The 15,988-nt window shown below is 61.7% G+C and carries 18 protein-coding genes; 14 read left to right on the forward strand and 4 right to left on the reverse strand.

What is annotated here, in order from left to right; translation table 11 throughout:
* The first annotated feature begins 29 nt into the window (after positions 1–29).
* From P6U30_RS05640 to P6U30_RS05665, 6 genes are all read left to right on the forward strand, one after another.
* Positions 30–3,023 carry a strawberry notch family protein gene (locus tag P6U30_RS05640; RefSeq protein ID WP_407168520.1) on the forward strand — a complete coding sequence of 998 codons (2,994 nt, stop codon included), beginning with the start codon at positions 30–32 and terminating at the stop codon, positions 3,021–3,023.
* Entirely contained in the window at positions 3,023–4,084 is a 1,062-nt protein-coding gene (locus tag P6U30_RS05645) for a toprim domain-containing protein (protein ID WP_407168521.1), read from the forward strand. The genes P6U30_RS05640 and P6U30_RS05645 overlap by 1 nt, the downstream gene beginning before the upstream one ends.
* A gap of 368 nt (positions 4,085–4,452) precedes the next feature.
* The gene (locus P6U30_RS05650; protein WP_407168522.1) at positions 4,453–5,376 is read left to right on the forward strand and encodes a DUF2493 domain-containing protein; all 924 of its coding nucleotides are present in this window, start codon (positions 4,453–4,455) and stop codon (positions 5,374–5,376) included.
* Positions 5,377–5,517: 141 nt separating this feature from the next.
* Complete coding sequence (locus tag P6U30_RS05655) at positions 5,518–5,967, forward strand: hypothetical protein (protein ID WP_407168523.1); 450 nt, start codon at positions 5,518–5,520, stop codon at positions 5,965–5,967.
* A 579-nt stretch (positions 5,968–6,546) separates the two neighbouring features.
* On the forward strand, positions 6,547–6,867 hold the full coding sequence (locus P6U30_RS05660) for a DUF736 domain-containing protein (protein ID WP_006018714.1): 321 nt from the start codon (positions 6,547–6,549) through the stop codon (positions 6,865–6,867).
* A gap of 528 nt (positions 6,868–7,395) precedes the next feature.
* Complete coding sequence (locus P6U30_RS05665) at positions 7,396–7,530, forward strand: hypothetical protein (protein ID WP_407168524.1); 135 nt, start codon at positions 7,396–7,398, stop codon at positions 7,528–7,530.
* Between the two features lie 182 nt (positions 7,531–7,712).
* On the opposite strand, the gene P6U30_RS05670 is transcribed toward P6U30_RS05665, so the two are convergent.
* The gene (locus P6U30_RS05670; RefSeq protein ID WP_407168525.1) at positions 7,713–7,994 is read right to left on the reverse strand and encodes a helix-turn-helix domain-containing protein; all 282 of its coding nucleotides are present in this window, start codon (positions 7,992–7,994) and stop codon (positions 7,713–7,715) included.
* A 99-nt stretch (positions 7,995–8,093) separates the two neighbouring features.
* Between P6U30_RS05670 and P6U30_RS05675 the strand changes: the two genes are divergently transcribed.
* From P6U30_RS05675 to P6U30_RS05710, 8 genes are all read left to right on the forward strand, one after another.
* Positions 8,094–8,366 carry a DUF2285 domain-containing protein gene (locus P6U30_RS05675; protein WP_407168526.1) on the forward strand — a complete coding sequence of 91 codons (273 nt, stop codon included), beginning with the start codon at positions 8,094–8,096 and terminating at the stop codon, positions 8,364–8,366.
* A gap of 165 nt (positions 8,367–8,531) precedes the next feature.
* Positions 8,532–8,726, forward strand: a complete 195-nt coding sequence (locus P6U30_RS05680) for a transcriptional regulator domain-containing protein (protein WP_407168527.1) — start codon at positions 8,532–8,534, stop codon at positions 8,724–8,726.
* A gap of 136 nt (positions 8,727–8,862) precedes the next feature.
* Positions 8,863–9,303, forward strand: coding sequence for a DUF2285 domain-containing protein (locus P6U30_RS05685; RefSeq protein ID WP_407168528.1), 441 nt, complete (start codon positions 8,863–8,865; stop codon positions 9,301–9,303).
* 133 nt (positions 9,304–9,436) lie between these two features.
* A complete protein-coding gene (locus P6U30_RS05690) occupies positions 9,437–9,718 on the forward strand; it encodes an AlpA family transcriptional regulator (RefSeq protein WP_008561544.1) in 282 nt (93 codons plus the stop codon).
* A gap of 22 nt (positions 9,719–9,740) precedes the next feature.
* Positions 9,741–10,622: a replication initiator protein A gene (locus P6U30_RS05695; protein WP_407168529.1), complete on the forward strand. Its 882-nt coding sequence runs from the start codon at positions 9,741–9,743 to the stop codon at positions 10,620–10,622.
* Positions 10,623–10,911: 289 nt separating this feature from the next.
* Positions 10,912–11,376, forward strand: coding sequence for a DUF2840 domain-containing protein (locus P6U30_RS05700; protein WP_407168530.1), 465 nt, complete (start codon positions 10,912–10,914; stop codon positions 11,374–11,376).
* Positions 11,373–11,885 (forward strand): S26 family signal peptidase, encoded by a 513-nt coding sequence (locus P6U30_RS05705; RefSeq protein ID WP_407168531.1) that lies wholly within the window; start codon positions 11,373–11,375, stop codon positions 11,883–11,885. Before P6U30_RS05700 ends, P6U30_RS05705 begins: the two co-directional genes overlap by 4 nt.
* 209 nt (positions 11,886–12,094) lie before the next feature.
* The gene (locus P6U30_RS05710; protein ID WP_407168532.1) at positions 12,095–12,781 is read left to right on the forward strand and encodes a lytic transglycosylase domain-containing protein; all 687 of its coding nucleotides are present in this window, start codon (positions 12,095–12,097) and stop codon (positions 12,779–12,781) included.
* A gap of 281 nt (positions 12,782–13,062) precedes the next feature.
* Here P6U30_RS05710 and tnpC read toward each other — a convergent pair whose 3' ends face one another.
* The 3 genes from tnpC to tnpA form a co-directional block, all read right to left on the reverse strand.
* Positions 13,063–14,598, reverse strand: a complete 1,536-nt coding sequence (tnpC, locus tag P6U30_RS05715) for an IS66 family transposase (protein ID WP_407168533.1) — start codon at positions 14,596–14,598, stop codon at positions 13,063–13,065.
* A gap of 72 nt (positions 14,599–14,670) precedes the next feature.
* Entirely contained in the window at positions 14,671–15,024 is a 354-nt protein-coding gene (gene tnpB, locus P6U30_RS05720) for an IS66 family insertion sequence element accessory protein TnpB (protein ID WP_130231741.1), read from the reverse strand.
* Positions 15,024–15,896: an IS66 family insertion sequence element accessory protein TnpA gene (tnpA, locus tag P6U30_RS05725; RefSeq protein ID WP_407168534.1), complete on the reverse strand. Its 873-nt coding sequence runs from the start codon at positions 15,894–15,896 to the stop codon at positions 15,024–15,026. Before tnpA ends, tnpB begins: the two co-directional genes overlap by 1 nt.
* Between the last annotated feature and the right edge of the window lie 92 nt (positions 15,897–15,988).

Genomic DNA, 15,988 nt, shown 5'->3' on the forward strand with positions numbered 1-15,988 from the left:
CCTACCGGCCGCACCTGCCTTCGAGTCTGGTGGCGGATGGACTTCTGTCGGACGCTCAGCTCGAGAGCATCATCTACGCCGGCGAAGCGCATTCCGAATTCCTGGCAGGCTCCTGGACGGTCGACACGACCTTTGATGTTGTGGCAGCCGCGCGCGACGACGCAGAGAACGCCATCCGCTTTCGCCGCGGCTGGTTTTTGGGCGATGGCACCGGGGCGGGCAAGGGGCGGCAGGTCGCCGGGATTTTGCTCGACAACTGGTCCAAGGGCCGTCGTCGTGCGATCTGGGTCAGCAAGTCCGACAAGCTGATCGAGGACGCGCAGCGTGATTGGTCCGCGCTCGGCATGGAGCGGTTGCTTGTTACGCCCTTGTCTCGGTTTCGCCAGGGCACTCCGATCCGGCTCTCGGAAGGCATCCTTTTTACCACCTACGCTACGCTACGGACCGACGAGCGCGGCGAAAAGCTTTCGCGTGTCAGGCAGATCGTCGAATGGTTGGGCTCGGACTTCGACGGAGTGATCGTCTTCGACGAGAGCCATGCCATGCAGAACGCGGTCGGGGGCAAGGGCGAGCGCGGCGAGCAGGCAGCCTCTCAGCAGGGACGGGCGGGCCTGAGGCTCCAGCACGCCTTGCCCAACGCTCGCGTGGTTTATGTGTCGGCAACGGGCGCCACCACGGTCCACAACCTCGCTTATGCCCAACGCCTCGGCCTTTGGGGTGGTGCCGATTTCCCATTCGCCACACGCGCCGAGTTCATCGAGGCGATCGAGGAGGGTGGCGTCGCGGCGATGGAGGTGCTGGCGCGCGACCTCAAGGCGCTCGGTCTCTACGCGGCCCGCTCATTGTCCTATGAGGGCATCGAGTACGAGCTCGTCGAACACCAGCTTACACCGGAGCAGGTTCGCATCTACGACGCTTATGCAGATGCGTTCAGCATAATCCATAACAACCTCGACGCGGCGATGCGGGCCGCCAACATTACCGGCGAGACCGGAACGCTGAACGGGCAAGCAAAATCCGCGGCCCGATCCGCCTTCGAGAGCGCCAAACAGCGCTTCTTCGGCCATCTGCTGACCTCGATGAAGACGCCGTCGCTCATCCAATCGATCGACCGCGATCTCGAAGCCGGCCATGCAGCTGTCATCCAGATTGTTTCAACGGGCGAAGCGCTGATCGAGCGTCGGCTCGCCGAGATCCCGACCGAAGATTGGGGCGACGTCCAGGTCGACATTACCCCGCGCGAGTATGTGCTCGACTATCTCGCCCATTCCTTCCCGGTCCAGCTCTACGAACCCTTTACAGACTCGGAGGGCAACCTCTGCTCTCGGCCTGTCTATCGCGATGGCCAGCCGGTTGAGAGCCGGGAAGCCGTAGCACGACGCGGCCGCCTCATCGAGAAACTCGCCTCGCTGCCTCCGGTACCCGGCGCGCTGGATCAAATCGTCCAGCGCTTCGGCACCGACATGGTCGCCGAAGTGACCGGCCGCTCGCGCCGCGTCATTCGTAAGGGCGACCGATTGGTGGTCGAAAACCGCGTTGGTTCGGCCAATCTAGCTGAGACATCGGCCTTCATGGACGACGTCAAGCGTATCCTCGTGTTCTCCGACGCGGGCGGCACGGGGAGGAGCTACCACGCCGAACTCTCGGCCCGGAATCGCCGTTTGCGGGTCCACTACCTGCTCGAGCCCGGCTGGAAGGCCGATGCCGCGATCCAGGGACTTGGCCGTACCAACCGGACCAATCAGGCGCAGCCGCCCCTGTTTCGTCCCATCGCGACCGACGTGAAGGCCGAAAAGCGCTTTCTCAGCACCATTGCCCGCCGGCTCGATACATTAGGAGCCATTACCCGTGGCCAACGCCAGACCGGAGGGCAGGGGCTGTTCCGGTCCGAGGACAATCTCGAAAGCCAGTACGGACGTGATGCGTTGCGTCAGCTCTACACGCTGCTCGCGCGAGGCAAGGTCGACGGCTGCTCGCTTGGGAGGTTCGAGGATGCGACCGGTCTGAAGCTCATGGATGTCAATGGGCTCAGGGATGACCTGCCGCCGATCACGACCTTTCTGAACAGGTTATTGGCGCTCACCATCGACCTACAGAATGTGCTGTTCACCGCCTTCGAGCAGCTCTTGACCGCTCGGATCGAAGGCGCGGTTGCATCCGGCACCTACGACGTGGGGTTGGAAACCCTCCGCGCCGAGAGCTTTGTCGTCACCGACCGGCGGACGATCTATGACCATCCGGGGACCGGCGCCGAGACCCGGCTGCTCACGGTCGCCCAGCGCCAGCGCAATCATCCGGTGAGTCTGGATGACGCTCTTGCTCATCTTTCCGATCGTCAGGCCGTCCTGCTCGTCAATGAGCGCTCGGGACGAGCCGCCGTGCAGGTCCCCGCGGCGAGCGTCATGCTCGATGACGGCGAGATCGAGCGGCGCGTCCGTCTGATCCGGCCGATGGATCAGCACACGGTCCCCTTGACCACCATGGTCGAGAGTCATTGGCACGAAGCGGATCGTGAACGTTTTGCTACGACCTGGCTGGCGGAGCTTGCCGAGGTGCCCAAGTTCACGGAAAGCACCATCCACATTGTGGCGGGCTTGCTGCTCCCCATCTGGAAGCGGCTGCCGAACGAATCGACCCGTGTCTATCGGCTTCAGACCGATGCGGGCGAACGCATCATCGGCCGCAAGGTTTCGGCCGCGTGGGTCGCAAACGTCGTTACGACGGACGCGCCTTCGCTGACGCCGGACGCTGCGTTTGCAGCACTGATGGAAGGACGGACCGTGCTCGACCTCGCGGAGGATCTCCAGCTTCGTCGCGTCCGGATGATGGGTGCCTACCGCATCGAGCTGTCAGGCCTCAACGACACGATGCGCGATCGCCTGCGGGCCTACGGACTCTTTGGGGAGATCATCTCCTGGAAGCTGCGTATGTTCGTGCCTACCGACTTAAGCGGCATCGAGGTCCTGTCGAGGGTGCTCAACACCTATCCGGTTGCGGGCATCAGTGAGCGGGAGGCCGCGTGATGTCCCGCGATGCCTCCGAACTGGCACGCCGCCTCGCGCGCGAGGCCGAGGCGGTGTGCCGACACTATCTCTCCAATGGCAAGCGGGCGGGGCGGTACTGGGTGGTCGGCGACGTCTACAACACGCCGGGCCGCTCGTTGTTCGTGCGGCTCCAGGAATCGCCGAAGGGACCCGCTGGGAAATGGACCGACGCCGCGACCGGAGAACATGGCGATCTCCTCGACATTATCCGCGAAACTATGGCGTTGCGAGACTTTCGCGAGGTCGCCAAGGAGGCGAGGCGGTTTCTAAAGCTGCCTCGTTCAGAACAGCAATTCGCTCCGAAACCCATTCGTTCAGTCGCGCCGGCCGGATCGCAGGAAGCCGCTCGTCGGCTCTCTGCGCTATCCAGCCCGATTGAAGGGACATTAGCCGAGGCGTACTTGCAGCGTCGCGGAATTACTTGCATCAACCATGGTGGCAGCTTGCGCTTCCATCCTCGTTGCTACTATCGACCGGATGAGCATTCGTCGACCGAAACCTGGCCGGCGATGATAGCCTCTGTCACGGACCTCGAGGGACGCATCACCGGCGTACACCGCACCTGGCTCGATCCAGACGGCTTTGATCGCCTGCGGCTCGGCAAGGCTCCGATCGACACGCCACGACGCGCCATGGGCGACTTGCTCGGCAATGCTGTCCGTTTCGGCGTGGTCGATGACGTGCTCGCCGCCGGCGAGGGCATCGAGACCATGCTGTCATTGCGTTACGCACTGCCGACCCTGCCCATGGCCGCTGCGCTCTCGGCCAATCACCTCGCAGCCATGCTGCTGCCATCTGGTCTGCGTCGGCTCTATATCGCCCGCGATGACGATGCTGCCGGAGATGCCGTGCAGACTATTCTGACCCAGCGCGCGGAAGCCGTCGGCATTGAAGCGATCCCGCTGTCGCCTCAACTGGGCGACTTCAACGAAGATCTGCACATCTTCGGGATCGATGCTCTCCGAGCACGCTTGTGGCTTCAACTCGTACCAGAGGACGTCGCGCGCTTCCTGCATTCTCCGGCGGTAGCCGCGGAATAGCCGGGGCGCTTCCATCGGCGTCGAGATCGATCACGCCGAGGCCAATGCCGGGAGAGACGCGACCACGGCCTTCTAGTGGGCGATCGGACGGCAAGCGGCTCGGGCCGGCAATGGCTACGTCCGGCTATTTTCCGCCGCGCGCCGGCGACGCGAATGGCAGATTAGCCATCTGGCGGGCGCGCTTTGCATCGCGAAGCAAAATAGCCGGCCTCCGCCATCCTCCGCTGCGCTTCGGCCCTCCGCTTCCGCCTACGCCCTGCGGGCTTCGGCGGACAAGCCGCTCCGGGTTCTGGCCCGTTCCGCCTGCCGTCTGAGTGATCGCCACGAAGGCCGCGATGGTCGCGGCCGATCCGGCAAGGACCTCTCTCATGACCGATCACGACGACATCGAACCGCCGCACGCCACGTCTCCAACCGACCATGCTCTCACCGAATTGCAGCTCTTCGGTTACCGCCCCTTCGACGACCAGCCCGATCCACGGCCACTCCCCGAGGGCAAAATCGTTGCTGGCGCGGTTGCTGACATCTTCGATGCCCTGGTCGCGACGTTGAGCGACACTCGGCTCGAGCCAGACCTTGACGATCTGCTGTGGTCGACCGTCAACCTGTTCCATCGTGCCGTCGACCGCATCGAACGTCAGCTCGACGACAACGAACAGGCGCAGCAGAAGAGCCAGCGCGAGCAGAACGGCTCCGAAGTTCGATCGGTTGAACTCGAGCGCCTGACGGCTGAAGGCATCACACTGATCGAGCGCCGCAACTGCCTGGAGCTCTTCCGCGACCAGGCCATCGAGCGCTTTGAGACACACACAGGCTCATTCTGGCGCCCCCGATCGGGATCGCTGGTGAACCACCGTACCCTGACCGCAGCGATGATCGACTCCCGAGACTTCGTCGCGGCGAAGCGCCGCGCCGAGACCGAGGTCCTGTTGCCGGCAGGACCGAAGATCGCGCTTACCGGAGGGCTCGACTTCAACGACCACCGCCTCATCTGGGATCGTCTTGACAAGGTTCACGCCAAGCATCCCGACGTGGTCCTGCTCCATGGCGGCTCCCCGAAGGGGGCCGAACTGATCGCCTCCAAATGGGCGACCACTCGCAAGGTGGCCCAGATCGCTTTCAAGCCCGACTGGACGAAGCACGCCAAGGCGGCACCCTTCAAGCGCAACGACGCCATGCTCGAACTCCTGCCGATCGGCGTCATGTACTTCCCCGGCACGGGAATTCAGGACAACCTTGCCGATAAGGCGAAGCGCCTCGGCATCCCCGTCTGGAGGTTCGGCGGCGCGTGAGCGCCGTCTTCCAGCCCTCTAAACGACGAGACGGAGTTGCATGCGTCGCAACTCCGCCTCGTTTCGGTCTCATATCTAGGGTTGCGCCGTGGTGGTGGTGGAAGGCGCGACCGGTACATCTATGCACATGGAGCCACCACCATGCTCGCTATTGGGCTTGTTCTCAACACACTCGGCATAGGCCTATTCTGCTGGGCGATTTTCGCGCTCGCAGTGTATGCCCTGCCGTTTTTCGTCGCACTGAGTATCGGAATGACGGCGTTTCAGAGCGGTGCCGGCCTCATCGGCGCTCTTCTTCTTGGAACGGCCGGCGGTGCGTTGACTCTCGTCCTCGGCCAGGTTGCCTTTGCTGTTACTCGGTCCTCGGCCTTGCGCATTGCGATCGCGATAGCATTCGCTGTTACCGCCGCCGTCGCCGGCTATCATGTGGTGTTCGTCGTGTCCCAGATCGGGGTGCCTTCGCTGGCTTGGCGTGAGGTCTTCGCTTGCCTGGGCGCGGTTTGCATCGGCCTTACATCATGGACGCGCTTGATGGTTTTGGCGGAGACCCGCCCGTTCGAGCCGGGTGGGGTGGTGGAGAACCCGTCCTGACCAGTTCTTACGGCCGCATGGCCCGAGGGATGACCGTTTCCCGTCGTCATCGTCGAACAGGTGCGCGTAGATCGGCGCTGTGAACGGGGGATGATCGAAACCTGAGCGCGGGCGAGGCAGGCCTCCTCTGACCTCCTCGATCAAGCTGCCGGCATTCGGCGTGGCCCACCGCATCCGCGGCGGAGCCGCGTTAACCTCGATCGGTCGTTGGGAGACGATGCCGCCTTTTGCAGGAGATTGTTTCTCTTTCCCCGCTGAATCGTTCCGACCTCTTGTTCGACAAAACGAGATAGCCACGCTTCTCCGTAAGATTGTGGTTCAGCACGCGGACGCACGTGGCCTCGTTGATGGCTTGATCTGGCCGAAAACCGGCTTTGCCTCGATCGTCTGAGCCGCAACGCCGTTGATGCGACTTTCTTCCCCTGGGCTACGCCCATTCCTCGCGAGACAAGAAAGTCGCCACAACGACGTCCTCCGCTGCGCTCCGGCCCAAGCGGGTGCGTCGCCGATCGTCCTCGGCCCTAGATCGCCATCGAGGCCGCGGTGGTCGCGGGCTCGAAACACAACAGGAGAAGTGACATGGCTAACATCGGCTCTTTCAAGAAGGTCGGGAACGAATTCCAGGGCGAGATCGTGACCCTGAGCCTGAAGGCCAAGGGCGTTCGCATCGTCGCCGAGACCAACCGATCCAACGACAACGCTCCCAGCCACCGCATCTACGTGGGCCGAGCCGAGATCGGGGCAGCCTGGTCGAAGCGTTCCGAGGAGGGCCGCGACTACCTCTCGCTCAAGCTCGACGATCCCTCCTTCAACGCGCCGATCTACGCGAACCTGTTCGACGACGAAGGCGGTGAAGGCTACACCCTGCTGTGGTCGCGGCCGCGCAAGACCGGCGAGTAAGAGCGCACCATCAAGCCTCGTCCGACCAAATCGGGCGGGGCTTGTTCAAAGCCTACAAGGCACTTCGCAGCTGCCTGGTCCGCCCGCGCAACTGCGCTCTGTCTCTCATAGATCCTCTCATCGTGACCGAGCGGATCAGAGTCTGATCCTGAGCGGACCCTTGGCCTTCCTATTTCAACCGAGGGCGCCGGGCTGTTTCCGACCAGCGGAGTGTTTTGTTCTTTAGAGTGACCTGATTAGGCGTATGCTATGCGGATGGACTTTCGACTTATCCGGGCACACCTAGCTCAGGCTGAGCGCCACGTTGCGCTGAGTGACAAGCATATTGCCCGCCAGATCGAAATCATTGACAAGCTAGAACACGCGGGCCAATCTACCGAACTCGCCCTAGACATTCTAGCCACGTACCGCCTGCTTCGCGCCTCGCATGTTGAGCACAGGGACATGATCCGGAGAGAGCTGGGAATGTGAGGTGCCTTCCTTGATCTATCTCAAGAGGACGCACGCTCCACACCTGACCATCGGACCATGGCCGAACCTGACAAACAGACCGAGGACAAGGAAGCCAAGCCCTCACGGCTGGATGAGGCGCGACGCATCATCGAGGAGTATGCCGCTGGGCTGAGGGAGATCATCCAACAGCTCCGGCGCAAGATGAACTAGGAGCCGCACCTAGCGGCCTCTCTCATTTCAGCCCATGACTTCCGCTTCCTAGCCGTTTGATAATCTCGGCCAGACTGGCAGACCTGAAATCTGAACCCTTGTCCGCTTCGGCCAGCACGGGGTGTCCCTTGGAATGCATCTGGTACCCCCGATGACCCGCTGAGTACACGGCCGTGCAGCGATTACTTTCTCTTAGGGCTGGGACGAATCCGTTTCCGGCCCTTGGCCAATGGCTTTGGCGTGGCGGCTCCCTTGGGCGGTTCAAGAAAAAATTCTGAGAGCCGAACACCTAGCGTCTCGGCGAGTCGCTCGAGCAGATCAATGGTCGGATTCTCGGTTTGTCGCTCCAAGCCGCTCATATATGAACGATCAATCTCAGCATCATAAGCCAATTGCTCTTGCGGAATACCGCGAGCGACGCGGATTCGGCGGACATTCCAGGCCACAAGCGCACGAGCTTTCATGCGCAAAAGCAGCCACCGTGTAGACCATCAAACCACTGGCTATAACCAATCTATTCAGATACTTTGATCCTGGGTTTCCATCGAAGGCCACGAATAGATATGAATGGGCCGCCATTAGATCCTGATGTCGCGGATGTCGCGCCGAGCGAGCCGACGCTGACGACCTACGACGAACAGCATGTCGTCACATACATGCGTCTTCTGCAGGCTGAAGGTGAGGGGGCGGACTGGCGCGAAGTGGCTCGAGTGGTCTTGCATATGGACCCCGAGCGAGAGCTGGACCGTGCGCGGAGCGCATATCAGAGTCACCTTGCGCGTGCCAAATGGGTGACCGAGCAAGGGCGCCTGTTACGCGGCACCGCCTCGAAATAGAATAAGACTGCGGGCTGGCGTCTTGCGGGCAGAATTGTTTTCTTTTGCTAATTGGTGGTCATTCCGGGGCACCACGTGGTGCCAAACTAGGGGCTTCCTACAACCGCTTCGTTCATACCTATTGCGCTGCAATCGTTGTTAGCTGCGTGCAATGGGGCGGAAGCAATGCCTGAATTCGACTGGCGGTCGCCGGAATCCTACAAGAGCCTACAAGACGCGGAAGTCACCGACATCACCTGGGAATGTCTCCGCCGCAACGCCGACTATCGGCGTGAGTACAAGATGATGATTGCCAACAGTCCGAACGGCGAAGTGACTGACGAATTCAGGAGGAAATGGGGTATCTGCTTTCGCCCATGACCCGCAGAGGTCCTTTGACGAGCAGACGATCTTTTGGGCGCCTGAGGTTTTAGCGGCGGTCGTTCCGGTCAAGGTTGCCTCGACGGCCGACGTCGTGTTGGCGTCTCAGCCACTGCTTGACCTTACAGCTGGCCAGGTGCGCCGCGCTGTCGACGGCTGGCACGCCGTGCTGCGCATCGGTGCGGTAGATCACCGTGTCTGGTCCAAAGAGCCGCCGGTGCTCGGAGCGTCCTATACTGCCGAATTGCCGTTTGACGGCGATTTCGGCGCACGTGCCTATGCAGCCCGACGGCTGTGGCGCGCGATGAATGGACGCGTGCCAGGTCCGGCATTTCATAGGCTATCCAGACAGCGGCGCGAACGTCTGAGCGCCGCGATCCGCGCGCTCGATGCGCATAGCGCTGGCGGCAGTTATCGCGTTATCGCCGAAGCGCTGTTCGGCAAAAAGCGCATCCCCGACCGCGCCTGGAAAACGCATGATCTGCGCAATCGAACAATCCGCCTGGTGCAAGGCGGCCTCGCGTTGATGCGCGGTGGTTACCGCAAACTCCTGCGGCCCGGGCGCAAGGACGAGTAGCGCAGAACCCAAGGGGTGCCGAAAATCGCCCCCTCGATGTTCGGCATCCCCCTCCGAAACCGCGCTCCTCCATGATGACCGCACACACGCCGGCCTGGCCGAGCGTAGTGCGATGTCCTCCTGGAGCTCTCAAATGCCCGATCCGATGGCCGGTCTTCCCCCGCGATTCCTGCGTACACCTGAGGCCGCGCGCTATCTTGGCCTGTCCGGCCGCACGCTGGAGAAGCACCGCACCTACGGTACTGGGCCGACGTATAGGAAGATCGGCGGACGTGTTGTCTACGCCGTCGATGATCTGAAAGCATGGGCCGACCGGGGCGCCAAGACCTCGACGTCCGACCCCGGGAAGGGAACGGTGCTGCCGGCCAAGAAGCATCCCGCGCTGCGCCCCTATGCGGGCCAGGAACGTCGCTGATTGCCGCGCGAGAGCAGTGACCATGCGGCGCAAGCACCATTCTGAGCGTGAGCAGCTTGAGCTCTTTCGGGCTTTGCCCGGCGATCTTGCTCCGCGCGACGCGCAGGATCTGATGGCTTACCCGTTCTTTTCGTTGGCAAAAACCAAATGCATTGTGCCGATCGATTTCCGCGCGGGTGCGATCGCAATTCGGGTCGAAGCCGTTCCGGAACACGGCATGGCGACCATTTGGGACGCGGACGTTCTGATCTGGGCCGCCTCCCAGATCGTGGAAGCCCGTGACGCAGGCTTGAAGACGTCGCGCCTCATGGCTGCAACGCCTTACGAAATTCTGACGTTCGTCGGCCGCGGCACCAGCGCACGTGACTACGACCGGCTGAAGGCGGGTCTCGACCGACTTCAGTCAACAACTGTGCTGACATCGATCCGCCAGCCGGCAGAACGGCGACGGCATCGCTTCTCCTGGATCAACGAGTGGAAGGAGACATCCGATGCAAACGGACGTCCATTTGGTCTCGAATTAATCCTGCCCGATTGGTTCTATGCTGGCGTGATCGACGACGCGCTGGTGCTGACGATCGACCGCGCTTACTTCGATCTAACGGGCGGCCTTGAGCGGTGGCTTTACCGGCTCGTCCGCAAGCACGGCGGTCGGCAGGATGGCGGCTGGAGCTTTGACCTTGTGCATCTCCATGCCAAGTCCGGCATCCTCTCGCCGCTCAAGCACTTTGCTTACGACGTGCGCCAGATCGTCCAGCGTCAGACATTGCCCGGCTATCAGCTCGTGCTCACGCGCGACCCGAACGGCATCGACCGGCTGAACTTCACGCCAACGCCTGTTGCTCCCTTAACGGCACGTCTGCGTAGGCGCGGTCTCATTCCAAGTTGGGAGGACAACCTGTGAATCAGCTCGTGCTATCGGGGACCGCAACCCTCGTGCTATCGGGGACCCAATCCTCGTGCTATCGGGGACCGGAATCGAGCTTAATAGCTTGTTTTTCCGCGCTTTCCAGCCGCTCTAACTTTACTAACCAGAAATCCTTCGGATTTCTTCTAACGGACCAGGCGAAAAGCCACATTGGCGGCACCCGGAAACGGCGGTCCGCTAGTCTGGCCTGCCATTGCTGGCCACGCACACTCTCCACTGCACCCCAAGCTGACGCTTGCCAGCTCCAGCGTCATGGAGCCGCCGCATGAGCGATCTCACGGAAGTGGAAGTATTGTGGCTCGAGAAGCGCATCGAAAACCGCGTTCGGTTCGGTCGCATTGTCAAGGAACGGAAGCTTGATCGCCATCGGCGCGTCCTGTCATTTGCGCCAGGTAGCATCTTTGCCTTCGTCCGGTGGACCTCCAACGACTTTGGCACGATCATTTCGCGGATCGACATCTTGCGCGCAGTCGCGCCGGGACAGCGCTGTTCGACTGTACCGTATGTAACACCCGGCGGTGAGATTCTGCTGCGCCTGTCAGGTTGGCCGAAGGTCGAGCGCGTGCTGCAGATGATCGATGCTATTGAGGCACTCGGCATCGATCCGGCCGACGTCGCGCCTGATCATTGGCATCACGTTCACAACCGCCTGTCCGTCAACGAAAACCCGCGCCCGTATACGAAAGCGCGCCATCAGGCCTGGCTCCATCGTCAAAGGGCGATGAGATGACAGGACGCTTAATGATGCTGGCCGTGACGATTGGGGCCGCTGCTGGGCTCATCGCGACGATCGTCCTGGAGCCGCTTCCGATTTACATCTGGAACGCATCCGCGAGCGTGCAGATCGGTCTCTACCGCCTCCGATCGGCGGACCAATTCCAGGTCACTGAATTGGTGGCCGTGCAGCCGCCGGAGCCGCTCGCGACCTTCCTCGACCTTAACGGCTATTTGCCCATTGGCGTGCCCATGCTGAAGCGCGTGCTCGCCCTTCCGGGCCAGAGTGTTTGCCGAACCGGCCTCACGATTTCAGTCGATGACATCGCGGTGGGCGAGGCGAGGGACCGCGACGGACGCGGCAGGCCGCTGCCGAAATGGCAGGGCTGCCGCGTCGTCGGCGATGGCGAGCTGTTTCTGATGAACTGGCAGTCCGACGACTCCCTGGATGGCCGATATTTTGGATTCTTGCCTGCGTCGGCGGTCATCGGCCGTGCGCTCCCGGTGTGGACGTGGGAGGAGTGATCGTGCGTATTCTACGCTCTTACCCCGCCATTCCTCTCTTCGATCGATCGCGAGACCATTCCTCCGTCCCGGCCAACGCCTGCAGGGCCGGCGCGCGCCGCGGCAGTCCAGGGCGGCCGCACGGCCGGCGCGAAGCGGCTCTACCCTGGACAGGCGCGAGCACGACGGCAGGCCTGGCTCGGTCGGGCGTGGGTGTTTGGGCTGTCGCGTTGCTGTTGCTTGTTTTCGCTGCGTCGGACGGTGCTGCTCTAGCCGAGAGTGGATCGGCGCTAGCTCGAGCAGCTGCTCAAGCAAGCAACCCGTTTGCAGCTTTCATCGACGAAGCCTCGCAGCGTTTTGCAATTCCGGTGAACTGGATCGGTTCGGTCATCAGCATCGAAAGCGCTGGGGACGTGCACGCCAAGTCGCCCAGAGGAGCAATGGGCCTGATGCAAATCATGCCGGCGACTTGGGCGGACCTCCGCGAGCGCTATCATCTCGGCAACGACCCCTACGATCCGCACGACAACATTCTGGCCGGTACGGCCTACCTGCGCGAACTGCTGGATCGGTATGGCTCGCCTGGCGTGTTTGCCGCGTACAATGCGGGACCAGCACGCTACGAAGACCATCTCGCAGGCGCCTCTCTGCCAGACGAGACGCGTGCATACGTCGCAAAGCTTGCAAATCTGCTTGCCGACGAGCTGCCGCCGAGATGGCCGTCCAGCGGACAGTCATCAGCAGTTGCGACTCTATTCGTCTCACGATCCGATCTCATGAAAACGCGCGATCGGTTGCCGGCGCTCATGCCGTCCAGCCGTGTCACGACCTCAATTTCGGCGGGCGATGTTTCGCCCACGGTTCCTCGGTCATTTGGCGTGTTCGTCCCTCGATCGGATTCGGGAGCATCGCAATGATCAGGTGTGCGGGTTCTCAAGCCTTGTCATGCTTCACCATGCAAGTGGCACGTGCTGATGGCGTATGGGCGATGCCTTCGGCCCGCGCTCTACTCGTCGCTTCGCTCCTCACCGAGCCACCCTTCGGGTGTCTCGGCCCTTCGGGTAACGATCGCTATCGCAAGCGCTCGGAAGCAGTGGGGGCTTCGCGAACTGGCTACCAGCTCGCGGTGGCTCTGTCGGGATTCGGCGACCGGCAGACCACGAGACCACGACGTATGCGTCCACCTGCTGCAGGTTAGTCAGGTCTTGACATGATTGTTCGATCTCCAGGCCCAGGGCAGCAGTTCGTCGAGTCGGTTGATGGCGTGGCCGTGCACCATTCGAGTGAGCACGTCACGCAGGTACTCGTAGGGTTCAACATCGTTGAGTTTGCAAGTTTCGATCAGCGAGCAGAGAACCGCCCATCTGTCGCCGCCGCCATCGCTGCCGGCAAACAGGTGGTTCTTACGGCCGAGCGCCACGGGTCGGATCGCGCGTTCGACTGGATTTGTGTCGAGTTCAATGCGACCGTCCTGCAGGAAGCGCGTCAATCCCTCCCAACGCGAGAGGGCATACCGGATCGCCTCAGCAAGTGTGCTTGTTGCGGGCAGGCGTGGAAGGTGCGCTTCGAGCCAGGAATGAAGTGCCTCTACGATCGGTTTCGAGAAGGAGCGCCGCTCAGCGAGTCGATAGGCAGGAGATTTTCCGCGGACCCGCGCATCAATTGCATAGAGTTCTCCGATCCGACGCAAGGCCTCCGCTGCAACAGGCGATCCGGTAGCTTCGACGATCTCGTAAAACTTGCGTCTCGTGTGCGCCCAGCACGCAGCAAGTACGACGTCACCATTGCTGGTCAAATGTTCGAAGCCGGCATAGCCGTCAACGTGCAGGACCCCTTTGAACTGCGTAAGATGGGATACAGGACGCTCCGCCCTGCGATCCGGCTCGAACAGATACACTGCCGCCGGCGGCTCTGGTCCGCTCCAGGGTCTTTGCTCTCGGACGTACACCCACAGTCGTCCGGTCTTTGTTCGTCCGCGACCAGGATCGAGCACCGGAACCGGTGTGTCGTCGGCGAACAGATGACCGGAGGCAAACACGTTTTTGCACAGTCGCTCGTGCAGAGCTTCCAGCCACCAGCACGCGCCGCCAACCCATCCGGCCAGCGTCGAACGACAGAGATCAACACCGTGTCGAGCGAAGATCTGCGACTGTCTGTAGAGCGGGGTGTGATCGCAGTACTTGCTGACCAGCACGTGGGCGAGCAGGGCTGTTGTTGCCAATCCGCCAGCGATCGGTCTCTCCGGCGCCGCAGCTTGCACGACCTTGTTGCAGGTACGGCAGGCATATTTCGGGCGTGTGATCCGCACTACGCGAAGCTGAGCCGGCACCCAGTCCAGCATCTCGCTGACACTCTCGCCAATCGCATGCAGAGGGCCGCCGCAGCACCCGCAGCTTTCACAATCGACATGGAGCACCACGTCTTCGCGCGGCAGATGCTCGGGCAGTGGTTTGCGCTTCGGACGCGGATTCGGAGGCCGCGGGACGGCAGTCGCCGAACCCTGATCGGCCTCGACGGCGGCAACATCGACGCCAAGATCTTCAAGCCCAAGGGCGAGTTGACCAGCATCGAGGCGCTCGGAACGACGCCCATATTGTGCTCGTTGAAGCTGTTTGATGATCGACTGGAGACGCTCGATCTCGCTGTCTCGATGCTGGACAGTCTCTGCAATATCCCGCACCAAACGATGAAGAAGCGTTGTGTCCGATGGCAAGTTATTGAGATCGAGCTGCATGTCCGAATCTACTCGAACATGCCGATTCGAGGAAGCAACTTCGCTATATTCTATGCGGGTTTCTGTGATTTCTTAGCCTGCGATTGCAGGTCGCCATCGACGCTCCGGCGTGCGCCAATCGATGCCTTCGATCAACATCGCAAGCTGCGCTGGAGACAACGTCACGGTGCCGCCAGGATCGGTCATTCTCGGCCAGATGAAGCCACCTTGATCGATGCGCTTGGTGAACAGGCAGAGCCCATTGCCATCCCAAAACAGGATCTTCAGTCTGCTCGCATTCCGGCCACGGAAGGCGAACAGGTGGCCAGAGAACGGGTCCTTCTTGAGGTGTTCCTGGATCAGGGTAGCGAGCCCATCAAGGCCCTTGCGCATGTCGGTATAGCCCAAAGCCAGGTGCACTTTCACGCCGGCCGGCACGATCATCATCATGCCGTCTCCTGTTCGGCAACATGTCGCCGCACCGCATCCGGATCGCAGCCGATCGGTGCGAACACGCGGCGCCCATCGTCCAATTCGATAACCTTCATGCCGTCGGGCGGCTGCAACAGATCGTTCAGGACGAGCGTTGCGGATTGCGCTCCTGCGACCGTCACAGCCGCCAAGTTCGCCCGCCCTCGCTTGCTGAACCCGAACTGTACCCGCCACCGGAACAACATGCTGGTGACGATGTCATGGCGCCGGCAAACCTCGGCGGCGGTGGCGCCGGGGAGCTCGGACTCGGTCACGATCGCGACCTTTTCCTCGTCACTGAAGCGACGTCGGATGGCGCGTCCGTCGTTCGGCGGATCGACAGTTGGTGCATCTGTCAAGCGGCTCCCGACGCGAGACCCCTTAGCAGCGCTGCTAGCACCAATGCTTATTAGTGGGCGGGCGCTCGGATGAAGTTGCGCACGCCAGTCGATTTCGACCTCGTCGGCGTCGATCAAATCGCGCCATCGCTTCAGGCTGTACTGCGATATGCCATGTGCTCTGGCATATGCTTGCGCGCTCAGTCCGCACCATCTCATTGCTTCAACATGCATCGCCCAGAACGCTTGCACGGCTCTGCAGCGGAGGTCCTTCGATACTGGAGCCCGCTTCTTGCGGAGCCGCTCCCGACATTCTTCCCGATGCAATTCCGCGCGTATTTTCAGAGCTTCGGCGTCAATCAGATGCCGCAGCCACCGATCAAATGTACCGCCACTGAGACGATGCTGACGACAATATTTGCGCTTGCTGAGACCGCTTCGTCGCCAGGCTTCAACGTGTACCGACCAAAAAGAGCGACGCGCTTCGTTCTTGAAATATTCCGTACCCACCGGAGATCCTCCAATGCAGCAAGGAACCCGATATGGAACGCCAACGCACTCTCGGGAAGTCGTGCAAGATTCCGACGCTTACAACCACGACG

Source organism: Bradyrhizobium sp. ORS 111 (assembly GCF_045571485.1).
Taxonomy (GTDB): Bacteria; Pseudomonadota; Alphaproteobacteria; order Rhizobiales; family Xanthobacteraceae; genus Bradyrhizobium.